This window comes from Capnocytophaga canimorsus (assembly GCF_002302565.1).
GTDB classification, from domain to species: Bacteria; Bacteroidota; Bacteroidia; order Flavobacteriales; family Flavobacteriaceae; genus Capnocytophaga; species Capnocytophaga canimorsus.
Genome location: NZ_CP022382.1, coordinates 1,933,690 through 1,955,587, shown reverse-complemented (window position 1 = coordinate 1,955,587; position 21,898 = coordinate 1,933,690). Strand labels below are relative to the sequence as shown.

Genomic DNA, 21,898 nt, shown 5'->3' with positions numbered 1-21,898 from the left:
TTTTCTGTTAAAAATTTCAAAAGTAATGGTTTTACAAATTCATCAAGTATTTTTTGGGTGTAGTTCCGTACTTTTTTTTGAAAGCTGCAATAAAATGACTGGGGGTACTATAGCCCACTTTTAGGCTGACTTCATTGACGTTAAACTCATTGCTTTCCAACATCTTCCTTGCCAAATCCATTTTGTAGTCAAACAAAAAGGCATAAACCGAATCGCCATACACTTGCTTGAATCCTTCCTTCAATTTCTTGATATTCAACCCCACCTGATGCGCCAACTCGGGTAGCGAAGGCGGTTCTGCCATATTTTCTATGATAATTTCTTTGGCTTTCCTTATTTTTAAAATATTTTCTTCATCGGCAAGGAAAGGACATTGCTCAATATCGGTTTCGACAGAACGATTGAAATACAAGGTAAGCAATTCGTAAATCTTACTTTTAAGATAAAGAGGTTGCAGATTTTTCTGAAAATTAGCGTTAATCATTTGATGTAAAACCACCATAATAGAAGGTGAAACTTCATCTTCGGTGTAATATTTTTTATCTTTATTTTCTACTTTTAAAAAATCTACGTATTCAGCTTCATTAGAAAAAAGTGAATGAAATTTCTGTATCGAAATCAGTACTGAAACTACGCTTGATTTGGGTTCAATCTTCTGATGTAAAGGAAGTTCCTTTTGCGGATTATAAAGCAAAAGCATCTTACCTGCGGGTAACGACACTTGATACTGCCCCATATTGAACAGAAAATACGCTATCCCTTTAATATTGAAATGGAATTGAATATAATTCTGATAAACCTCGTGCTTGAACTCCACCATTTGTGCGCTATCATTTTGATTTTTTATAAGTACAATAGCATCGTCAATGATAAAAATTTCGGCAGTCCCTTGAGCGATATTTTTAAAAAGAGAAATGTTCATTAGCTACTTGTTTTATTTAGAAACATTCTATATTAAATCAATTACAAGCCTTGTATTTAGGGCAAAAGTAAGAAAACTTATTTATAATGATTCAAAAAAACGATAAAATTCACGATGCGTTAAAAAAAGTTCCTTTAGCGTTATTTCTTTTTTATTAAAGCCTCTAATTTTGCCTTCGAGTAATGATAAATTAGGTATGAATCAACATCATTTGTCAAAGAATAAAAGTTTTTATTGCGTAGGGCTAAGCTACAAAAAAGCAGATGCAGCTACTCGTGGGCTGTTTAGCTTATCGGCTCAAAATAAACAACTTTTATTGGAAAAAGCAAAATTCGAAGGCTTTGATGAGTTACTTGTGATATCTACTTGTAACCGTACGGAGCTTTACGGCTATGCCGAACATCCGTTTCAGTTGATTCAGTTGTTGTGTGAATTTTCTTGCGGTACGGTTGATGCTTTTCAGAAAATAGGCTACGTACGTAAGAATCGTGAAGCCGTTCAGCATCTTTTTGAGGTAGGAACAGGGCTTGACAGTCAAATTTTGGGTGATTTTGAAATTATTGGTCAGCTCAAACAAAGTTTCTCGCTTTCACGCCAATGTGGGGTAGCCAATGCCTTTACCGAACGATTGCTCAATAGCGTTATTTCCGCAAGTAAACGCATCAAAAATGAAACAGGGCTTTCCTCGGGGGCGGCTTCAGTTTCCTTTGCAGCTGTGCAATACATTTTACAACACATTCCTGAAGTTTCTCAAAAAAATATCCTGCTTTTCGGTTTGGGTAAAATCGGTAGAAATACTTGCGAAAATTTAATAAAACACACGCAAAATAAACACATTACTCTAATCAATAGAACCAAAGAAAAAGCCGAACAAATCGCTGGAAAGTTTAATCTGTTAGTTAAAGATTATAAAGATTTAGATACAGAACTAGCTAAAGCAGATGTTCTGGTAGTAGCCACTGGAGCGCAAACCCCTACCGTTTCCAAAGAAAATATTTCTGGCGGAAAAAAATGCCTAATTTTGGATTTGTCCGTCCCAAAAAACGTAAAAGAAGATGTTGAGCAAGTCGAAGGAGTAACTTTGGTGCATATGGATGCCCTCTCGCAAATGACCAGCGATGCAATGGAGCGTCGAAAAACGTTCATACCACAAGCGAAACAAATCATTAGTGAGGTTAGTAGTGAATTTTTCCAATGGTTGGACGGTCGTAGATTTGCTCCAGCCATACAAGCCCTCAAGTCGAAATTGGAAAATATGAAAAATGCAGAATTGGATTTTCAACGAAAAAAAATCGCCAATTTTAACGAAGAACAAGCCGAAATTATCAGCAACCGCATCATACAAAAAATCACTACTCATTTTGTAAATCATTTAAAAGATTCGGATACTTCGGAAGAGAGTGTGGCTTGGATGCAACAAGTTTTTCAGCTGGAAATGGCTGATATTTAACCTATCCGAATAATTTATGCAGAAGACAATACGAATAGGTACTCGAGATAGTGAGTTGGCTTTGTGGCAAGCAAATACCGTTAAAAATCAATTACAGAATTTGGGTTATCAAACCCAAATTGTTCCCATAAAGTCAGAAGGTGATTTGGTTTTAGACAAGCCCCTTTACGAAATGGGAATTACTGGTGTTTTCACCAAAACGTTAGACGTGGCTATGATAACAGGTAAGATTGACATTGCTGTTCATAGTATGAAAGACGTTCCTACAGCGCTACCCATAGGAATTGTACAAAAAGCCGTATTGCCTCGAGCCTCCGTACACGATATTTTAGTCTATAAAGATACTTTGGATGTTCTTGATAGGCAAACCATTATTGCCACAGGTAGCTTACGCCGTAAGGCACAATGGTTACACCAATTCCCTCATCATAAAGTAGTTGACCTACGTGGTAATGTAAATACTCGTTTACAAAAATTGGAAGAAAATGCGTGGCAAGGCGCTATTTTTGCTGCCGCTGGATTGGAACGCATCGGGAAAAAACCTCAAAAACATCAAGTGTTAGATTGGATGATTCCTGCCCCCGCACAAGGAGCTATGGTAGTGGTTGTAAATCAAAATGATACCTTTAGTTCAGATGCCGTAGCCAAGCTCAATGACCCTAAAACAGAAATTTGTACTCATATTGAGCGTGAATTTTTACGTGTGCTTGAAGGTGGGTGTACTGCTCCAATAGGGGCTTTTGCTCAAATCAAAAATGAAATCATATCATTTGAAGGCGCATTATTCTCTTTAGATGGCAGTGAAAAAATAGCGGTAAAAAAGGAAATCTCTATCAATAATTATTTTTATTTTGGAAAAACTTGCGCCTTAGAAATTCTTGAAAATGGAGGAAAAGCCTTGATGGACTCTATTTTTGAAGCAATGAAAAAATGATTTTTATCATATTTAGTATATTGACTTATAGGCTTTTTAGAGTAAACTCTTTTTGAACAATGATAAAATTGGGTTAAATCTGTTATAAAATCATAATATATATAAAAAGCTGAAAATCAGATATTTAAAAATAAATTTGTTTTTATCGAATCAAACCCAAAAACATAAAACACACATTTACAATTTATTACACGAAATGTTAATTCATTTTTACGCTCCTTTTTTTCACAAAAAAGAAAAAATCACGTAAAACGCTATAAATTGGGGAATAAATACGGTAGTTTAAGCTTTTATACATCCTTTTTTTAGTTAATAAAAGTTAAAAATTAATTTAAAAACATTTACTCTCTTGTAAGTCAATTGTATAGTAATCAGAAAATAGTTACCTTTGCCCTCTGAAAATTAAGAAAGTGAAATATGTTGTTATTGGATACGATTAATGTGGATAAGAATACACAGATTTACGTAAAAAAATCTGTGGAATCTTTGGAGGAATTGCAGCAAGAAGTGTCTTTAAGTAACGAAGAAGTGTCTAGGCTTGAACAGATAAAGCCTGAAACAGATAAAAAGAACTTTTTGTCTGTACGAAAAATACTTAAAATGAATGGTTATGCTCCTGGGGATTTGACTTATAATGAGCAAGGTAAACCATTGCTTAATGACGGTAAGTACATATCAATAAGCCACTCAAGAGATATGGTAGCTGTTGCTATTAGTAAAAATGAGGTAGGAGTTGATATTGAACTCAAACAAGACCGCTTCATTCAAATAAGCCCCAAATTTACACCGTGGAAGCCTGAAAACACATCGTTACTTAAGAGTAGTATTGTGCAAAAACTCACTATGATCTGGACGGCAAAAGAAGCCGCCTACAAAGCCTATGGTAAAGGCGACATTACAATAAATCAAATTCTGGTGAAGGACTTCTTCCCTAATGACACCAAAACAAAAGTAAAAGTGGCACCCAGTGAGGGAGAGGGTTCCTATTACAGAATTTCTTTTATGCAATTGGAAGACGACTTTGTATTGGCTTGTTGTTTACCCGCTTAAAAAACGATTACATTAAAAACTAAAAAAGTCAGTAATTTAAAAGTTACTGACTTTTTTGTCTTTCAATGGGTTATACTATAATTTTATAGTAAGTACAGGTTTAGTAGCGTGGTTTACCAAATCACCACTGATGCTTCCGTTAAAGAAGTGAGCGATGCCTTTTCTTCCGCTGGGGAACATACAAACCAAATCAATATCATTCTCGGCAACAAAGTTTAGAATTCCAGTTTCTATGCGGATATCATTGTAAACGTGAACCTTATAGTTTTTAAAACTTTCATTAGCGGCTAAAAACTTAGCTATTCTCTCGTTAATTTCATAGGTAGTTAAAAACTGATAAGGCGTATTGACAAAAACTAAATCAATTTGAGCATCAAACAACTTTGAAAATTCAATGGCTTTTTCAAAAGGTCTTATGAATCTTTCAGAAAAATCACAAGCAAAAACAATGCGTTTTACTTCTAATTTTTCTTCTGGGTCCTTGATAACCAAAACGGGAACAGAGGCATTTCGAACCACCTTTTCGGCGTTTGACCCCACAAAAATTTCCTTCAAACCCGAAGCTCCGTTGGAGCCCATTACCACCAAATCAATGTGATGTTTTTTTATCGCTTCTTCAACACTTGCTGCTAAAACGTTGGTTTCAACAATGTCTCGGATTTCAACCCCCTCGCTATCAAGGTCTTTCATAAGTTCTGCAAAACGTTGCTTTGACAGATTCAAAAAATACATCGCCTCAGGAATGGCTATTTGACTTTGGGTTGCCAAACGCATCGGAAGGTCAACAACGTGCAAAATAAAAACTTTTGCATTGTGCTTCTTAGCCAAAGAAATAGCTACTCGTAGTGAGGCATTTGATTTTTCAGAAAAATCGGTAGTTACAAGAATATTTTTCATAGCTGAATTATTTTTATAATTAAACAAATTGAACACCTTTTATCGACCATAAAGGTACGTAAAGTTTTGATAAAAAACAAAATAGTTTCTCAAATATTTTTGTAAATAAATAAAAAGCTGTATCTTTGCGCCATCAGAAGGAATTTTGAGGGGACGAGTAAGTCCCCTCTTTTTATACTATTATGGAATTTAAAAATAAGGTTAAACAACTCGTTGACAACGCACTACAAGAAAATCAAAGCTTGTTTTTGATTGATTTATCAGTATCGGCTGATTATTCGGTAAAAATAGTTATAGATGGTGATAAAGGTGTGGGTATTGACGATTGTATTGCACTAAGCCGAGCGATAGAACATAATTTAGACCGCGAAGAGGTAGATTTCTCTATAGAAGTAACCTCGTTTGGAGCTACTGAACCTTTTGTAAATGAGCGCCAATACCATAAAAATATCGGTCGTGAGGTCGAAGTAAAGACCACCGAAGGTAAAATTTACCAAGGTGTTTTAAAAAACATTACCGACCAAGAGGTATTGCTACAAACCACAACACGCGAACCTAAGCCCGTAGGCAAAGGTAAAATTACCGTTGTTAAAGAGCAAAAAATTGCACTCAATCACATAAAAGAAACAAAAGTTATCATTAAATTTTAATTTAAAATTGCAATATGGAAAATCTTGAATTGATAGAATCTTTTTCAGAGTTTAAAGACGATAAACTCATTAACCGAGAAACGCTTATGGCTATTCTGGAGGAAGTTTTCCGAAATACTCTGAAAAAGAAATATGGTTCAGATGATAATTTTGATATAATTATTAACCCTGATAAAGGAGATTTAGAAATCTGGAGAAATCGAATAGTGGTAGAAGACGATGAGGTAGAAGACCCCAATCAAGAAATTACCCTTACCGAAGCCCGTAAAATAGAACCCGACTTTGAGGTGGGCGAAGAAGTATCAGAAGAGGTAAAACTAAAAGACCTCGGGCGAAGAGCTATTTTGGCATTACGCCAAAATCTGATTTCTAAAATACACGAATACGACAGCACAACCATTTATCGCCGATTCAAAGATTTAATTGGGCAAATTTATGTGGCTGAAGTGCATCACATCCGCCATCGTGCGGTAATTCTTTTAGATGATGAAGGTAATGAAATTGTACTGCCTAAAGACAAACAAATTCCTTCGGATTTCTTCAAAAAAGGAGAACACGTTCGCGGAGTGATTGAGTCGGTAGAGCTCAAAGGAAACAAACCTGCTATCATTATGTCAAGAACTTCTCCTGATTTCTTGGAGCGCCTCTTTGAACAGGAAATTCCTGAGGTAATGGACGGACTTATCACCATCAACAAGGTAGTTCGTATCCCTGGAGATAAAGCAAAAGTAGCCGTTGATTCATACGACGACCGTATTGATGCCGTAGGAGCTTGTGTGGGGGTACGCGGTTCGCGTATTCACGGAATTGTGCGAGAATTAGGCAACGAAAACATTGATGTGATTAATTTTACGAACAACCCAAGTTTACTTATTACCAGAGCCTTAGCCCCTGCCAAAGTAAGTTCAGTAACTATCAATGAAGCTGAAAAACGTGCCGAAGTATTTTTACAACCCGAAGAGGTTTCAAAAGCTATCGGGAAGTCAGGGCATAACATTCGCTTGGCGAGTCAGTTGAGTGGCTATGAAATTGACGTATATCGTGAAGGAGTTACGATGGATGAAGATATTGATTTGGATGAATTTGACGATGAAATAGAGGCTTGGATTATTGAAGAATTCAAAAAAGCTGGATTGGATACCGCCAAAAGTATCCTTGAATTGGAGGTTTCTGACCTAATGAAACGTACCGATTTAGAAGAAGAAACCATTGTGGAGGTAATCAAAGTTTTAGAAGAAGAATTTGAAAAATAAATATTTAGGAGGTAGATAAAAGCTTATGAGTGAGGGTAAAGTTACAAGATTAAATAAAATTTTAAGGGAATTAAATATTTCCTTGGAAAGGGCTGTTGAATTTTTAGCATCGAAAGGGCACGAAATAGAAGCTTCGCCAAATACTAAAATTTCGGCAGAGGTATCGCAATTGCTTTCTAACGAATTCGATTCGGACAAAAGCAAAAAAGAAGCATCCAAAGAAATTGTTGAGGACAAACGCAAAGAGCGTGAAGCCATCCGCATCGAACAAGAAAAAGAAAATGAAGAGAAGCGCAAGGCTCAAGAACAGGAAGTTATCAAAGCTAAAGGCATACTTCCAGGGATAAAATCGGTAGGAAAGATCGACTTGAACCGTAAGAAAGACGAGGCTAAAGCCGAAAAACAACCTGAAGCTCCTGCTCAAACAGCTCAACAAGAAATAGAGCAAAAACCTCAACCCATTGAGGAACAACAAAAAGCTGAAGAAATTATACAACCAAAAATCGAAGAAACCCCAGAAGCACCTCAAGAGCAACCTAAAAAACAAAAACCTCAACCTCAAATCCCTCAAAATCAGAAAAAAGAAAAGGAAAATCCTAAAAAAGTTAAAAAAGAAGAAACTCAAGAGCCTACTGATAATAACGAAACTCCTGAAACTGGAGTTATTGAAACACAATATCAAAAACTTTCAGGTCCTACCATTGTTGGAGATAAAATTGATTTAAGTCAGTTCGAAAAGAAAAAAGGCAAAAAGAATAAAAAAGGAAACGCAAAATCAGGTACGGAAAATGATAAAAATACTGATGATGCGGAAAGTAAAAAGCGTAAACGCAAACGTATCCGTAAAGAAGAGGTAGCCACAGCAAACACTGGAGCAGGAAACCATAAGAAAAAGGACGGAAAAGAAGGCGGAAAAGATAAAAAAGGTAAGTTTTTTGCTAAAGTTGAACCTACTGACGAAGAAGTACAAAAGCAGGTGCGTGAAACTTTGGAAAAACTCCAAGGAAAAGCCAATAAATCAAAAGGCGCGAAATATCGTAGGGAAAAACGTGATTCCCACCGACTAAAAACGGAACACGAGTTGGCACAACTCGAACAAGAAGAAAAAATCTTGAAAGTAACTGAATTCGTAACTGTTGACGAAGTAGCCACGATGATGAATGTACCGATCAATAAAGTTATCGGTGCGTGTATGTCATTGGGTATTATGGTAACGATGAATCAGCGCTTAGATGCTGAAACACTAACCATAGTGGCTGATGAATTCGGTTTTGATGTGGAATTTGCCACAGCTGATATTGAAGAAGCTATTGCCACCGAAGAAGACCGCGAAGAAGATTTAAAACCACGCGCTCCGATAGTTACCGTAATGGGACACGTTGACCACGGAAAAACCTCCTTGTTGGACTATATTCGAAAGGAAAACGTAATTGCAGGAGAAAGCGGAGGAATCACCCAACACATTGGAGCTTACAGCGTTAAATTAGAAAATGGCGAACGAATTACATTCTTAGACACCCCTGGACACGAAGCATTTACCGCTATGCGTGCTCGTGGTACCAAAGTAACCGATATTGCCATTATTGTGGTTGCTGCTGATGATGATGTGATGCCACAAACTAAAGAAGCTATCAGCCACGCTCAAGCAGCAGGTGTTCCTATTATATTCGCTATCAATAAAGTAGATAAACCTACCGCAAATCCTGAAAAGATTAAAGAGCGTTTAGCAGGAATGAACCTTTTGGTGGAAGATTGGGGAGGAAAAATTCAATCGCAAGACATTTCGGCTAAAACGGGACTTGGCGTACAAGAACTTTTGGAAAAAGTATTACTAGAAGCCGAATTATTAGAATTACGTGCTAATCCCGACAAACTAGCATTAGGAACAGTGGTTGAGGCATCGCTTGACAAAGGAAGGGGGTATGTCTCTACCGTATTGGTAGAAGCTGGAACCTTGCGCGTAGGGGACTATGTTTTGGCAGGAACGAATTCTGGAAAAATTAGGGCAATGCACGATGAGCGAGGTAAAAAAGTTAAAACTGCTGGACCTTCAACCCCGATTTCTATTTTAGGGTTAGACGGCGCACCTCAAGCAGGAGATAAATTCTACGTGTTTGAAGATGAGCGCGAAGCAAAACAAATCGTAGCCAAAAGAGCACAATTGCTTCGTGAACAATCGGTACGCACACAACGACACATTACGCTTGATGAAATCGGAAGACGTATTGCATTGGGTGACTTCAAGCAGCTTAACATCATCTTAAAAGGAGATGTGGACGGTTCTGTAGAAGCCCTTACGGATTCTTTCCAAAAACTATCCACCGAAGAAATTCAAGTATCTATCATACACAAAGGGGTTGGGGCTATTACAGAGTCTGACGTATTGTTGGCTTCAGCTTCTGACGCTATTATCATAGGCTTTAACGTTCGACCTATGGCAAATGCACGTACTTTGGCTGAGAGAGAAGAGATTGATATCCGTTCTTACTCCATCATCTACGACGCTATCAACGATTTGAAAGATGCTATGGAAGGAATGCTTTCACCAGTGATGAAGGAAGAGGTTACCGGAACGGTAGAGGTACGTGAACTATTTAAAATATCCAAAGTAGGTACTATTGCAGGGTGTATGGTTACCGACGGGAAGATATTCCGAAACTCTAAAATACGTATTATCAGAGAAGGAGTAGTTATTTACACTGGTGAATTGGCTTCACTTAAACGCTTTAAAGACGACGTTAAGGAGGTTTCAAAAGGTTATGACTGTGGTTTACAAGTCAAAAATTATAACGACTTGAAAGAATGGGACGTATTAGAAGCCTTCCAAGAGGTAGCCGTTAAAAAGAAATTATAATCAATCATTATAAAAAACTCCCGTTAAGTTGCTCACTTAACGGGAGTTTTTCATTTGGATAATTTTCGTTTATTTGGAGATACGTTGTCGCAGTACTTCATACAGAAATACCCCACAAGCTACGGAAACATTGAGTGAACCGATTTCGCCCACCATAGGCAATTTCGCCTTCTCATCAGCGGTTTTCAGTAGTGCTGGAGCAATACCTACATCTTCTGCTCCCATAATGATGGCAATAGGTTCTGTCATTGATATATTATAAATAAGTTGGTCTGTTTTTTCGGTAGCGGCGATTACCTTAATTCCACTAGATTGTAAGAAAAACAAGGCATCTCTTAAATTTTCAACTTTACAAATGGGTACCTTAAAGGCAGCTCCTGCGGAAGTTTTTACCGTGTCGGCAGTAACAGAAACACTTCCTCTTTTAGGGATAATTATCCCTGAGACTCCTGTACAGAGAGCTGTTCGTATAATAGCTCCAAAATTACGAACATCGGAAAGATGGTCTAATACCAAAAATAGAGGGGAGTTCCCACTTTCAATGGTATTGAGTACCAAATCCTCAAAGTGATGATATTCAATGGGAGAAAGATTAGCAACCACCCCTTGATGATTCTTCTTAGTTAAACGATTTAACTTTTCTGTGGGTACATATGAAATAGCAATTTGTTCTTTTTCAAGGAGTTCTTTTAGTTGTTGGAATAATGTGCCTTTCAATCCTTTTTGAACAAAAATTTTATCAATTGTTTTTCCTGATTGTATGGCTTCAATTACGGCTCGAATACCGAAAATTTGATAGCTTTCTCTTTCCATAATGAATTGATTTTTTTTAAGAAGAGGTAAAGGTAACGATATTTCAGCAAATTTATAAGTAAGTTATTGTGAAATTCGATTTACGAAACTTACAAAATCGTTTTAATTCATAGTAAGCTAATTATAAAAGCATTAAAATAATTCTAACCACATTGTAAATGTAAGATAAACGTTTTGTTATCCTACTTTTACGTAACTTCTTCAAAATTTATTTATTATAAAAATGCCCCCAAAATTTTGGGGGCACTACATATAGGTTTTTATCCGTGTAATTTATGAAAATATTATTTTTTCATCACCTCAGCTACTTTCTCCCCGATTTTTGCAGGAGAATCAACTACGTGAATACCACAAGCTCTCATAATTTTCTTTTTTGCTTCAGCAGTGTCATCGGCACCACCTACGATGGCTCCGGCGTGTCCCATAGTACGCCCTTTAGGGGCAGTTTCACCAGCAATAAAACCTACTACAGGTTTTTTCGTGCCACTTTGTTGAATCCATTTGGCTGCATCAGCTTCTAATTGTCCGCCTATCTCACCAATCATAACCACACATTGAGTCTCAGGGTCATTGATAAGCAACTCAACAGCTTCTTTGGTAGTAGTACCGATGATAGGGTCACCACCGATACCAATGGCAGTAGTTATTCCCAATCCTTGGCGAACGATTTGGTCTGCAGCTTCATAGGTAAGTGTCCCTGATTTTGAAACAATTCCTACATTTCCTTTTTTGAAAATAAAACCTGGCATAATACCTACTTTAGCCTCTTCTGGAGTGATTACCCCAGGACAATTCGGACCAACCAATCGGCAATCTTTGTCCTTTATGTAATCCTTTACCTTAATCATATCTGCCACAGGAATTCCTTCTGTAATGGTGATTATAACTTTTATCCCAGCATCAGCAGCCTCCATAATGGCATCAGCGGCAAAAGCAGGTGGAACAAAAATGATAGAAGTATCAGCCCCGAGGCTTTCCACCGCTTCACGAACGGTATTGAAAACGGGTTTGCCCAAATGGGTTTGCCCTCCTTTTCCAGGAGTAATACCTCCTACTACATTGGTACCATATTCAATCATCTGCTCGGCGTGGAAGGTTCCTTCGCTCCCTGTGAAGCCTTGCACCACTATTTTAGAATTTTTATTAACTAATACACTCATTTGTCTTTTATTTGATTTAAGTAATGTGTTACAAGCAAAAGTATGTATTTCGCTGAGATTTCAAAAATAATATTCAAATATTTTTATTTTTTTTGATTTTGTTGTGTTTCTCTCCACAACTTTCTGGCTTTTATCAAGTCGGCTTCGGTATCGATACCTATGGTGGATTGCTTGGTGAGTGCCAGACGAATTTTAAATCCGTTTTCTAAATATCGTAATTGTTCGAGTTTTTCGGTTTTTTCGAGCATCGATTCGCTTAGTTGAGAGAATGCCATCAAAGCCGATTTACGATAAGCGTATATCCCGATATGTTTATGATAAAGCCCTGAATCGGGATCTCTTGGAAAAGGAATAAACGCTCGTGAAAAGTAAAGAGCATCACAATTTTTATTGACGACTACCTTTACATTGTTCGGATTGGAAATGTCTTCAGGGTTGTCGATTTCCTCCATAAGAGTAGCAACATCTACTTCTCTACACGAATCTTTTTTAAAAATATCTATCAGTAAACTTAACGATTCTTTTTGGGTAAAGGGTTCATCTCCTTGAACGTTTACAATGACATCTACATCTAAAAATTCACAAGCCTCTGCAAGTCGGTCGCTCCCACTTTGATGTTCTTTACGGCTGTAAATAACTTCTCCACCGTGCTCTTTTATGCTTTGCCCAATACGCTCATCATCAGTAACCACATAGACTTTATCAAACAATTGTGTGGCAACAACTGCCTGAAAAGTACGTACGATAACGGGTTTGCCCTCCAAGTCTTGCATCAGTTTTGCTGGAAATCGCGAAGCGTTGTAACGCGCAGGGATCATTGCTACTATTTTCATTATTGAGAATTTTATGACAAACAAAAATAAGTTTTTTTTTACATTTTAAGCTAAAAATTTGAAATATTTTAGCAATTAAACTGCTCTCATTTCGCGAATATGAAGTATATTTGTCGAAAATCGAGTCTATGTTAATTGATCCGCATCATCTTTCGGTAGGAATTATGTTTCCGATAGAAGCATACGAAGGAGCTGTTCCTAAAATGGAAAATCAAATAAAATTAGCCCAACAAGCTGAAGCTAATGGGTTTCACACACTTTGGGTTCGCGATATTCCTATCAACAACCCCGAGTTCGGAGATGCAGGACAAATTTACGACCCTTGGATTTATCTGGCTCACGTGGCTTCTTTAACCAAAACTATCAAGATAGGTACGGCAAGTATTATTCTACCATTACGACATCCGATATATGTGGCAAAAGCTGCTGCAAGTTTGGATTGTCTTTTCCCGAATCGGTTTCATTTTGGGGTAGCTTCGGGCGACCGACCCGTAGAATACCCTGCTTTTGACAAACCTTTCGAATTGCGTAGCGCTCATTTTTCGGAACATCTGAAAATGTTACGCGACTTTTGGAAGACTAGTTTCCCTGAATATAATAACGAATTCGGGACACTTCTCTCGGGCACAGGTGATATCATTCCTAAACCCTTACAAGGAACTATCCCTACCTATATCACTGGACACGCAGGAGGCATCAATTTAGATTGGATTGCTAAAAATGGTGATGGTTGGATATACTACCCCCGCGAATTTACCCTTACGGGAAAAATCGTGAAAAATTGGCAAGAAACCTTACAAAAAGAGGCGCTTCCCTATAAGCCTTATATTCAGTCGGTTTATATTGATTTGGATGAAAACCCCGATTTTGAGCCCTTACAAATCAACTTAGGCTTCCGATTGGGAAGAAACTACCTGATAGATATGTTCTTAACGCTGAAAAAATTAGGGGTTAATCACGCTATTTTGATGCTCAAAAATGCCACTCGACCTATGGATGTTATCCTTGATGAAATTGGAAAAGAAGTACTTCCGCAGCTACGATAACTAATATTCGTCATCTAACCAAAAATCTTCTTCCTTAAAGTTAATCAGATAGATTTTTTCAGTGGCTCGGGTAAGTGCCGTGTACAGCCATCGTAGGTAGTCTTCATTTACTCCGTCAGGCAGATAAGGTTTTTCAATAAAAACGTGTGCCCACTGCCCTCCTTGACTTTTATGGCAAGTAATCGCATACGAAAATTTGACTTGAAGCGCATTGAAGAATGTATTTTCTTTTACTTTCATATACTTTTTGTAAGCCGAGGACTCATCGGCATAATCTTCGAGTACTTCTTGGTAAAGGCGATTGGTGTCTTGAGCAGATAACGACGCCCATTCAGAGGCTAAGGTATCAAGCAGTAACACGGTATCAAAAGGCGGTTGATTGGGATAATCTATCAAACGGACATTTACCTCCGCAAACCGAAATCCGTATAAATCTTTATAAGTGTACACTCGAAGAACTTCCAAAGTATCACCATTGGCAATAAAATTCACCTGATTGGAACCTTTAAGCCAATAGTAATTATTTTTTACCACCATAAGCAAATCTCCTGAGGCTAATTCACTTTCCTGTCCTAAAATCACTTGACGTATCTGCTTGTTATACAGCACCGCACGCTTATTAGAGCGTACAACAATAGTGCTTTGCTCAACACCTTTAAGTGCATAACTATCTTGTATAGCTTCCTGTATTTCAACACCTTCGGTAAGCCAAACGATATCTTTAAACGGACGTATTTCAAAACGAAAATGGTTAGTAAAGTATTCAAAAAGGCATTCTCTAATCCGAGTGGCGTTATACAAAATTCCTGAATTTTTCTCTTGTCGAACTACCTCAGTAAGTTCAATATGAGTTACTTCTTTACCGTATCGTACTTCTAAGTTTCGGATATCCAAAGCAGGACTGGAAGTCATCGTAACGGGCGGAAGCTGTGCCGTATCGCCCATCAGAAGCAATCGGCAATTTTCTCCCTGATACACAAAACGCATTAAATCATCAAGTACTGAATCGCTACCTTCAAAACCGACATCAGCAATCATAGAAGCTTCATCTACAACAAATAACGTATTTTTATGTTTATTAGGCTTTAGCGAAAATAAAAGTCCGCCACTTTGATTTTTAGTATAATAAATATATTTATGTATGGTAAAAGCTTCTTGTCCTGAAAAACTGGTAATTACTTTTGCTGCCCTTCCGGTAGGAGCTAACAAAACGACTCTCTGTTTTATGAGCCCCAATTGAGCCGACAAACAATTGACGATGGACGTTTTTCCAGTTCCAGCAAATCCTTTCAGTAAAAAAAGTTTATTTTTTTGTGTTGCGAATAAAAAATCTGTAAGTAACTGTAATGCTACCTTTTGCAATGAGGTCGGGGTATGCTCAAAGGATTGTAATAGTGTTTTGTAAAACAATTGTTTATCCATCAAAAAAATATTTTGTCAAATTTATTGCTTTTTTTAGGATAAAATCTTTTTGAGTATGAAAAAAAAGTCGTACGTTTGCGTGTACCAGTCAAAAGAAATCGTTTAAAAAAAATATTTTAACAATGAAAAAAATTATTCAAATTGCACTTTGGGCATTATCTATTTTTTTCTGTTACATGATTGTAAGATCGGTAACTGCCCCTATCGAATTTAATAAAACCAAACAAAAACGCTACACAGCGGTTATTCATAGATTAAAAGACATACGCGACGCACAAGAGGCGCATCGGGTAGTTACAGGAAAGTATGCCTCGAATTTTGACGAATTGGAAAAATTTATCGAAACATCAAAGTTTACCATCACATCACAACGTGATACCAGTTGGACAGAATACGACAAAAGTTACCGAATTGATGTAATGAAGCAAGGAGTGGTTATTGACACCTTAGGATACGTTTCTGTGAAAGACTCTTTATTCAAAGACTCTGACCGATACAAAAAAATGCGTTTCGTTCCTTATGCTCAGAAAAAAGAACAAGAGTTTGTTATGAAATCGCAAATGATTGACAAGAATGGCTACAAAGTTTCTGTATTTGAGGCTTCTGTTCCGAAAGAAATTGTGCTTTGGGACTTGGACAAAGAAGCTGTTGCTCAGGAAACGCTCAAAAATACCGTTGATGATGTTAAAGGAAAAGATATTAAAGTAGGTTCGTTAGATGATGTAAACTCGAACGGAAACTGGCCTACATTATACGATGCAAAGACTTCAAGAAAATAGTATTATAAACACTTACTTTAAAGAATTGTCCATTCAAATTGATTTGAGTGGACTTTCTTTTTGCATTTTCAATCCTGCGTTAAATTGTATAGAATCAATCTATCACTTTAAAATTGATTTGAATCATACCAATGCGCTAGAAATGGAAAAGCAACTCCGTGCATTACTTTTTTCTGAAAGTGATTTACGGCAAGATTTTAATACCATTAAGGTACTACATAACAATCAGCTCTTTTCCCTTATTCCCAAAGCCCTTTTCACTGGAAAAGAATTTGCTTCTAGTTACCTGAAATACAGCGTTGAAACCAATCCTACTGATTTTGTAGAAATTGATGATATTGAGCCTTTAGAAGCCGTTAACTTATATGTGCCCAATACCTTGGTGAACAATATCCTTTTGGAACATTACGGATATTTTGATTATCAACATTTTACAACCTCTCTTTTGAAAATGTTTCTCACTCACTACGCCTCACACGAGCAGGAAGCCACCTATATGTACGTGGAACAAAGCTCATTCTACTTGGTGTATTTTAAAAATAAAAAATTACAATTCTTGAATCGTTTTCCTTATGAAACTATAGAAGATTTATTATATTTTTTGCTGTATTCGGTAGAGCAACTTGAGGTTAAAACGGAAAAAGTTCCTATTTATATTTCAGGAGAAATAACACGTAATTCTCTAATTTATCACGGATTACGTAAGTACATCCGAAATGTATATTTTATGAAAACCAATGCCAAACCACTATCACAAGGTATGGACCAAACCTTAGCTCGTCAGCATTTTTTACTAACGCAACAATTTTAATTTTATGCGAATCATCTCAGGCAAAAACAAAGGCAAACGCCTAATAGCCCCTCAAAAACTACCCGTACGCCCTACTACAGATTTTGCCAAAGAGGCTTTGTTCAATATTTTGAATAACCATTATTACTTTGATGAAATCTCGGTATTAGACTTATTTTCAGGCACTGGAAATATCAGTTATGAATTTGCCAGCAGAGGAAGTCAAAGCATCATTTCGGTGGATAGTCACTATGGTTGCGTACAATTTATTAGTAAAACTGCAAAAGAGTTGGAATACCCCATCACGGCTATAAAATCGGACGTGTTTGAATTTTTAAAAAAATCAAAACAAAACTTCGATATCATTTTTGCTGATCCTCCTTACGATTTTTCGATTGAAAAATTTTCTGAAATTGTAAATCATATCTTTGAAAACCAGCTCCTTTTGGAAGAAGGTTTGCTCATTATTGAACATACCAAACACATTGACCTATCAGAGCTTCCATATTTTTCTTACGATAAAAAATACGGAGGTAGCGTTTTTTCTTTCTTTGAAATGGAGTAAAACGAGGTTTTAAAAAATGTGATGATTTTTTAGTCTCAAGCTTAGCCAATAAGAATTAACGCAACTTTATTTGGGCAGTAATCGGAAAATGATCGGAAGGATATAACCCATTTATTTTTTTGTCAATTATCCTATAGTTTTTCGATTTCAAATATTTACTAATAAATATATAATCAATACGTTTAGTAGGAAGATTATTAAGGTCAAAAGCATTAAATGTAGCATTGTGATTATTATCTTCTTTCTTGAAAGTATCTTTAAGTATGGTTTGTATCGAGGCGATAGCCTTATTATCAGGAGTAATATTCAAATCACCTAATAGCAATATCGGGATTTTTGCCTTAATTAAAGGTAGCATTTTTTCTTGTAATAATCGAGCGCTTTCTTGTTGGGCTATTTCACCTTCGTGGTCAAAATGCGTGTTGAAAACATAAAACGACACTTTCCCCATTTGAAGTTTCACCCAAGTCGCGATACGATTGCAACAAGTAGCATCCCAACCTTTTGATGGCTTTTCGGGAGTTTCAGAAAGCCAAAAATAACCACTATCCAGCAATTGAAATTTATTCGTATTGAAAAAAATAGCCGCATATTCCCCTGCTGAGTCACCATCATCTCTTCCGACTCCAACAAATTGGTAATCAGAAAGATGATCTTCAAGATATGCTACTTGATGCGCCAAAGCTTCCTGCACTCCTAAAATATCAGGATTTTGCTCCTTTATCACCTGAATTACTTTTTCTTTTCTATCGCCTTGTGTCCAAGCATTTTCTTTGTCGTGAGGGTTATCGTAACGAATATTATAGCTCATCACGGAAACAGATTGTGCCTGAGCCACCACGCCAAATAATAATCCAAAATAAGTGAGTGTATTTTTAAAAACTTTCATTTTCAAGGTGTTGTATTTGAAACTTGTATGAGTTTTCCATTAAACCATCTATGTCCGTTTAGTGCAAAATTAGCTATAAATTCAGCCATTTGCTCCGGTGAAGTATTCGCTTGATAATCGGGAAAAGCCTCTTGAAGCATCTCAGTTTGTACTGCCCCCAAAGCTAATGTATTGAAAGCTATTTTTTTATCTTTATATTCTTCGGCAAGTAGTTCCATCAAAGTAATTAAAGCGCCCTTTGATGAGCTATACGCGGCTAAGCCCGAGAACTTTAAACTTCCTTGAACCCCTCCCATACTGCTTATAGCAACTACGTGACTTTCAGTAGGCATAAAAGGTAAAACTACTTGGGTAAGATGAGCCACACCAAATACATTCACTTCATATACCGATAAGAAATCAGAAGAAGTAATTACTTCAAAAGGTTTGTTTACCAATTTTCCAGCATTATGAATAAGCACATCTACCCTACCCCATTGTTCTTTTAAAAATATTGAAAGTTGCCCCAAACTGGTTCTGGAAGTAATATCAAAAGGTAAACTCTGAATGCCTTGATGTTTCAAGGCTTGTATCGGGGTTTCATTACGTGAAAGTGCCAAAACCTGATGCCCAGCCTCTGCTAATTGTTTTGCTAATGCAAGTCCGATACCTCTACTTGTTCCTGTAATAATGATTTTTTTAGCCACTACAAAACTATTTTAAGACGAGCAAAGATAATTATTTTTATATTTTTTATGCATTTATATCTGTAAACAACCATCAAATATGACAATTTGTCATAAAAATAAATTACAAAATGAACTGATAATGAATAATTGCACTTGAAATCAAAAAAACAACAAGACAAAAAGTCATTTATTTTTTAATGGTATAAAAATTGACTATACATCACCGAACACACAAAAACATTAGGACTATGAATTTTAACAATTATACCATCAAATCGCAAGAAGCCGTACAACGAGCCCAGCAAATAGCTCAAAGTTACGGACATCAAGAATTGCAAAACGAACACTTTTTCAAAGCCATTGAAGAAGTTGACCAAAACGTATTGCCTTTCTTACTTAAAAAACTGAATATCAAAAGAGAGCAACTCTCAAAAGTGTTAGAAACTGCCTTACAAAGTTTTCCAAAGGTTAGTGGCGGACAAATGTCGCTCTCACGCGAAGCAAATACAATGCTCAACGAGGCGGCAAACATCGCCAAAAAAATGAATGACGAATACGTTTCCATTGAGCATTTAATTTCAGCTATCTTCAAGTCAAACAGCAAGATAGGACAATCTCTTAAAGACCAAGGCGTTAAAGAAAAAGACCTTGAAAAAGCCATTCAGGAATTGCGTAAAGGTGAACGCGTAACTTCGGCTTCCGCAGAAGAAACCTACAACTCGCTTAACAAATACGCGAAAAATCTCAATCAAATGGCGGATAGTGGCAAACTTGACCCCGTGATTGGGCGTGATGAAGAAATCCGTCGTGTATTGCAAATCCTTTCTCGACGAACCAAAAACAACCCAATGCTCGTAGGAGAACCTGGAGTAGGAAAAACTGCCATCGCCGAAGGATTAGCTCATCGTATTGTTCAAGGAGATGTTCCTGAAAATCTGAAAGATAAATCCATCTATTCTTTGGATATGGGAGCCTTGATTGCAGGTGCGAAATACAAAGGCGAATTTGAAGAACGACTAAAATCCGTTGTAAAAGAAGTTACTTCGTCAGACGGAAATATCATTCTTTTCATTGACGAAATCCATACGCTTGTGGGTGCTGGTGGTGGCGAAGGAGCAATGGACGCTGCCAACATTCTCAAACCTGCTTTGGCTCGAGGCGAATTACGTGCTATCGGAGCCACAACATTGGACGAATATCAAAAATATTTCGAAAAAGACAAAGCCTTAGAGCGTCGTTTTCAGAAAGTTATGGTAGAAGAACCCGATACAGAAAGTGCCATTTCTATCCTTCGTGGAATTAAAGAAAAGTACGAAACGCATCACAAAGTTCGCATCAAAGACGAAGCCATCATTGCTGCCGTTGAACTTTCCGAGCGTTACATTACCAATCGTTTTCTGCCCGATAAAGCGATTGATTTAATGGACGAAGCCGCTGCAAAATTGCGTATGGAAATCAATTCGAAACCCGAAGAATTGGATGTTCTCGATCGAAAAATAATGCAGTTAGAGATTGAAATTGAAGCCATTAAGCGTGAAAATGATGAGCAAAAACTCAAAATGCTTTATGCCGATGTAGCCAATTTGAAGGAAGAGCGAAACGATATTTTCGCCAAATGGCAAAGCGAAAAGAATGTGATTGACGAGGTGCAAACCACCAAAGAAGCCATCGAAAATTACAAACTTGAAGCTGAAAAAGCCGAACGCGAGGGCGATTATGCTAAAGTAGCCGAACTTCGTTATGGAAAAATCAAAGAAGCCCAAGACAAATTGGTACTTCTTCAAGAAAAATTAGACGAAGCACAAGGTAATTCCCTTATAAAAGAGGAAGTTACATCGGAAAATATCGCCGAAGTAGTTGCCAAATGGACAGGAATTCCTGTAACGAAAATGTTGCAAGGCGAACGCGAAAAATTACTGAAATTAGAAAGCGAACTGCACAAACGTGTCGTAGGGCAAGAGGAAGCCATCGAAGCCATTTCCGATGCTATCCGCCGAAGCAAGGCAGGTTTACAAGACCCGAAAAAGCCTATCGGTTCGTTCCTTTTCTTGGGTACAACTGGGGTCGGAAAAACCGAACTTGCCAAAGCCCTTGCCGAGTATCTATTTGACGATGAGAATGCTATGACGCGTATAGATATGAGCGAATATCAAGAACGCCACGCCGTTAGCCGATTGGTAGGAGCTCCTCCTGGGTACGTGGGCTACGACGAAGGTGGACAACTTACCGAAGCCGTTCGCCGAAGACCTTATTCAGTAATTTTGTTGGACGAAATCGAAAAGGCTCATCCCGACACGTTTAACATTCTGTTACAAGTACTTGACGAAGGGCGACTTACAGACAACAAAGGGCGTACTGCCGATTTCAAAAACACCATTATCATTATGACCTCCAACATTGGTAGCCATTTGATACAAGAAAGTTTTGAAAAATACGCAAATGACCTTGAAAAAGCCACCGAAATTGCCAAAGATGATGTCTTGCAATTATTGAAGCAATCGGTTCGCCCTGAGTTCATTAACCGAATTGATGATATTGTGATGTTTACGCCACTCACTCGCGAAAATATCCGAAGCATTGTACGTTTGCAATTGCGTTCTATCATCAAAATGGTAGCTCGTGAAAATATTTTGCTTGATGCTACCGATCAGGCGATTGATTATTTAGCAGAAAAAGGCTTTGACCCTCAATTTGGAGCTCGTCCCGTAAAACGAACACTTCAAAAAGAGGTACTTAACCGACTATCTAAAGAAATTTTGAGTGGTAACATTCACAAAGATAAAACTATTCTATTAGATGCCTTTGATAATCAATTAGTTTTCAGAAATTAAAATCAAAAAGGAAAGAAATATTCAAAAAACACTGAATATTTTGAATGTTGTTAGATAAAAAAGGCTACCTTGTTGGTAGCCTTTTGATTATT

At 37.2% G+C, this 21,898-nt stretch carries 19 protein-coding genes; 11 read left to right on the top strand and 8 right to left on the bottom strand.

Features of this window, described 5'->3' with window-relative positions; translation table 11 throughout:
* Positions 1–31: 31 nt before the first annotated feature.
* The gene (locus CGC47_RS08640; protein WP_095900241.1) at positions 32–922 is read right to left on the bottom strand and encodes a helix-turn-helix transcriptional regulator; all 891 of its coding nucleotides are present in this window, start codon (positions 920–922) and stop codon (positions 32–34) included.
* A gap of 196 nt (positions 923–1,118) precedes the next feature.
* Here CGC47_RS08640 and hemA point away from each other — a divergent pair, with 196 nt between their 5' ends.
* The 3 genes from hemA to CGC47_RS08625 all read left to right on the top strand — a co-directional run bounded on the left by hemA (position 1,119) and on the right by CGC47_RS08625 (position 4,356).
* A complete protein-coding gene (hemA, locus tag CGC47_RS08635; RefSeq protein WP_041999582.1) occupies positions 1,119–2,372 on the top strand; it encodes a glutamyl-tRNA reductase in 1,254 nt (417 codons plus the stop codon).
* Positions 2,373–2,388: 16 nt separating this feature from the next.
* The gene (gene hemC / locus CGC47_RS08630; RefSeq protein ID WP_041999585.1) at positions 2,389–3,306 is read left to right on the top strand and encodes a hydroxymethylbilane synthase; all 918 of its coding nucleotides are present in this window, start codon (positions 2,389–2,391) and stop codon (positions 3,304–3,306) included.
* A 417-nt stretch (positions 3,307–3,723) separates the two neighbouring features.
* On the top strand, positions 3,724–4,356 hold the full coding sequence (locus tag CGC47_RS08625; RefSeq protein ID WP_041988085.1) for a 4'-phosphopantetheinyl transferase family protein: 633 nt from the start codon (positions 3,724–3,726) through the stop codon (positions 4,354–4,356).
* Positions 4,357–4,431: 75 nt separating this feature from the next.
* On the opposite strand, the gene CGC47_RS08620 is transcribed toward CGC47_RS08625, so the two are convergent.
* Positions 4,432–5,253 (bottom strand): universal stress protein, encoded by an 822-nt coding sequence (locus CGC47_RS08620; protein WP_041999588.1) that lies wholly within the window; start codon positions 5,251–5,253, stop codon positions 4,432–4,434.
* A 182-nt stretch (positions 5,254–5,435) separates the two neighbouring features.
* Between CGC47_RS08620 and rimP the strand changes: the two genes are divergently transcribed.
* From rimP to infB, 3 genes are read left to right on the top strand one after another with little or no spacing between them, the layout of a single operon-like run.
* Entirely contained in the window at positions 5,436–5,903 is a 468-nt protein-coding gene (rimP, locus tag CGC47_RS08615; RefSeq protein ID WP_013996447.1) for a ribosome assembly cofactor RimP, read from the top strand.
* A 14-nt stretch (positions 5,904–5,917) separates the two neighbouring features.
* Complete coding sequence (nusA, locus tag CGC47_RS08610; protein ID WP_013996446.1) at positions 5,918–7,156, top strand: transcription termination factor NusA; 1,239 nt, start codon at positions 5,918–5,920, stop codon at positions 7,154–7,156.
* A gap of 25 nt (positions 7,157–7,181) precedes the next feature.
* On the top strand, positions 7,182–10,010 hold the full coding sequence (gene infB, locus CGC47_RS08605; RefSeq protein WP_041999591.1) for a translation initiation factor IF-2: 2,829 nt from the start codon (positions 7,182–7,184) through the stop codon (positions 10,008–10,010).
* A 69-nt stretch (positions 10,011–10,079) separates the two neighbouring features.
* On the opposite strand, the gene rlmB is transcribed toward infB, so the two are convergent.
* The 3 genes from rlmB to kdsB form a co-directional block, all read right to left on the bottom strand.
* Positions 10,080–10,823, bottom strand: a complete 744-nt coding sequence (gene rlmB, locus CGC47_RS08600) for a 23S rRNA (guanosine(2251)-2'-O)-methyltransferase RlmB (RefSeq protein ID WP_013996444.1) — start codon at positions 10,821–10,823, stop codon at positions 10,080–10,082.
* 284 nt (positions 10,824–11,107) lie between these two features.
* Positions 11,108–11,983: a succinate--CoA ligase subunit alpha gene (gene sucD, locus CGC47_RS08595; protein ID WP_041913486.1), complete on the bottom strand. Its 876-nt coding sequence runs from the start codon at positions 11,981–11,983 to the stop codon at positions 11,108–11,110.
* A gap of 83 nt (positions 11,984–12,066) precedes the next feature.
* Positions 12,067–12,816 carry a 3-deoxy-manno-octulosonate cytidylyltransferase gene (kdsB, locus tag CGC47_RS08590; RefSeq protein WP_041999594.1) on the bottom strand — a complete coding sequence of 250 codons (750 nt, stop codon included), beginning with the start codon at positions 12,814–12,816 and terminating at the stop codon, positions 12,067–12,069.
* Positions 12,817–12,944: 128 nt separating this feature from the next.
* Here kdsB and CGC47_RS08585 point away from each other — a divergent pair, with 128 nt between their 5' ends.
* The gene (locus CGC47_RS08585) at positions 12,945–13,862 is read left to right on the top strand and encodes an LLM class oxidoreductase (protein ID WP_041988074.1); all 918 of its coding nucleotides are present in this window, start codon (positions 12,945–12,947) and stop codon (positions 13,860–13,862) included.
* Here the strand turns inward: CGC47_RS08585 and CGC47_RS08580 are convergent, their stop codons facing one another.
* The gene (locus tag CGC47_RS08580; protein WP_041999598.1) at positions 13,863–15,284 is read right to left on the bottom strand and encodes an ATP-dependent DNA helicase; all 1,422 of its coding nucleotides are present in this window, start codon (positions 15,282–15,284) and stop codon (positions 13,863–13,865) included. It lies immediately after the preceding gene.
* A gap of 122 nt (positions 15,285–15,406) precedes the next feature.
* Here CGC47_RS08580 and CGC47_RS08575 point away from each other — a divergent pair, with 122 nt between their 5' ends.
* Genes CGC47_RS08575 through CGC47_RS08565 form a run of 3 tightly spaced genes read left to right on the top strand, consistent with a single transcriptional unit; the run spans position 15,407 to position 17,418 of the window.
* Entirely contained in the window at positions 15,407–16,063 is a 657-nt protein-coding gene (locus tag CGC47_RS08575; RefSeq protein ID WP_041913484.1) for a hypothetical protein, read from the top strand.
* On the top strand, positions 16,041–16,874 hold the full coding sequence (locus tag CGC47_RS08570) for a DUF3822 family protein (RefSeq protein ID WP_095900240.1): 834 nt from the start codon (positions 16,041–16,043) through the stop codon (positions 16,872–16,874). The genes CGC47_RS08575 and CGC47_RS08570 overlap by 23 nt, the downstream gene beginning before the upstream one ends.
* A 4-nt stretch (positions 16,875–16,878) precedes the next feature.
* Positions 16,879–17,418, top strand: a complete 540-nt coding sequence (locus tag CGC47_RS08565; RefSeq protein ID WP_041999602.1) for an RsmD family RNA methyltransferase — start codon at positions 16,879–16,881, stop codon at positions 17,416–17,418.
* Between the two features lie 55 nt (positions 17,419–17,473).
* Here the strand turns inward: CGC47_RS08565 and CGC47_RS08560 are convergent, their stop codons facing one another.
* Both CGC47_RS08560 and CGC47_RS08555 read right to left on the bottom strand, forming a co-directional pair.
* Positions 17,474–18,307, bottom strand: a complete 834-nt coding sequence (locus CGC47_RS08560) for an endonuclease/exonuclease/phosphatase family protein (protein ID WP_041999605.1) — start codon at positions 18,305–18,307, stop codon at positions 17,474–17,476.
* 2 nt (positions 18,308–18,309) lie between these two features.
* Positions 18,310–18,993 carry an SDR family NAD(P)-dependent oxidoreductase gene (locus CGC47_RS08555; RefSeq protein ID WP_095900239.1) on the bottom strand — a complete coding sequence of 228 codons (684 nt, stop codon included), beginning with the start codon at positions 18,991–18,993 and terminating at the stop codon, positions 18,310–18,312.
* Positions 18,994–19,223: 230 nt separating this feature from the next.
* On the opposite strand from CGC47_RS08555, the gene clpB reads away from it, so the two are divergent.
* Positions 19,224–21,806: an ATP-dependent chaperone ClpB gene (gene clpB, locus CGC47_RS08550; protein ID WP_041999608.1), complete on the top strand. Its 2,583-nt coding sequence runs from the start codon at positions 19,224–19,226 to the stop codon at positions 21,804–21,806.
* Positions 21,807–21,898: the final 92 nt, after the last annotated feature.

What these genes read in the sequence shown, in the direction of transcription:
- CGC47_RS08640 (WP_095900241.1), bottom strand. Translation starts at nt 922, where the DNA reads ATGAACATTTCTCTTTTTAAAAATATCGCTCAAGGGACTGCCGAAATT.
- hemA (WP_041999582.1), top strand. Translation starts at nt 1,119, where the DNA reads ATGAATCAACATCATTTGTCAAAGAATAAAAGTTTTTATTGCGTAGGG.
- hemC (WP_041999585.1), top strand. Translation starts at nt 2,389, where the DNA reads ATGCAGAAGACAATACGAATAGGTACTCGAGATAGTGAGTTGGCTTTG.
- CGC47_RS08625 (WP_041988085.1), top strand. Translation starts at nt 3,724, where the DNA reads ATGTTGTTATTGGATACGATTAATGTGGATAAGAATACACAGATTTAC.
- CGC47_RS08620 (WP_041999588.1), bottom strand. Translation starts at nt 5,253, where the DNA reads ATGAAAAATATTCTTGTAACTACCGATTTTTCTGAAAAATCAAATGCC.
- rimP (WP_013996447.1), top strand. Translation starts at nt 5,436, where the DNA reads ATGGAATTTAAAAATAAGGTTAAACAACTCGTTGACAACGCACTACAA.
- nusA (WP_013996446.1), top strand. Translation starts at nt 5,918, where the DNA reads ATGGAAAATCTTGAATTGATAGAATCTTTTTCAGAGTTTAAAGACGAT.
- infB (WP_041999591.1), top strand. Translation starts at nt 7,182, where the DNA reads ATGAGTGAGGGTAAAGTTACAAGATTAAATAAAATTTTAAGGGAATTA.
- rlmB (WP_013996444.1), bottom strand. Translation starts at nt 10,823, where the DNA reads ATGGAAAGAGAAAGCTATCAAATTTTCGGTATTCGAGCCGTAATTGAA.
- sucD (WP_041913486.1), bottom strand. Translation starts at nt 11,983, where the DNA reads ATGAGTGTATTAGTTAATAAAAATTCTAAAATAGTGGTGCAAGGCTTC.
- kdsB (WP_041999594.1), bottom strand. Translation starts at nt 12,816, where the DNA reads ATGAAAATAGTAGCAATGATCCCTGCGCGTTACAACGCTTCGCGATTT.
- CGC47_RS08585 (WP_041988074.1), top strand. Translation starts at nt 12,945, where the DNA reads ATGTTAATTGATCCGCATCATCTTTCGGTAGGAATTATGTTTCCGATA.
- CGC47_RS08580 (WP_041999598.1), bottom strand. Translation starts at nt 15,284, where the DNA reads ATGGATAAACAATTGTTTTACAAAACACTATTACAATCCTTTGAGCAT.
- CGC47_RS08575 (WP_041913484.1), top strand. Translation starts at nt 15,407, where the DNA reads ATGAAAAAAATTATTCAAATTGCACTTTGGGCATTATCTATTTTTTTC.
- CGC47_RS08570 (WP_095900240.1), top strand. Translation starts at nt 16,041, where the DNA reads ATGCAAAGACTTCAAGAAAATAGTATTATAAACACTTACTTTAAAGAA.
- CGC47_RS08565 (WP_041999602.1), top strand. Translation starts at nt 16,879, where the DNA reads ATGCGAATCATCTCAGGCAAAAACAAAGGCAAACGCCTAATAGCCCCT.
- CGC47_RS08560 (WP_041999605.1), bottom strand. Translation starts at nt 18,307, where the DNA reads ATGAAAGTTTTTAAAAATACACTCACTTATTTTGGATTATTATTTGGC.
- clpB (WP_041999608.1), top strand. Translation starts at nt 19,224, where the DNA reads ATGAATTTTAACAATTATACCATCAAATCGCAAGAAGCCGTACAACGA.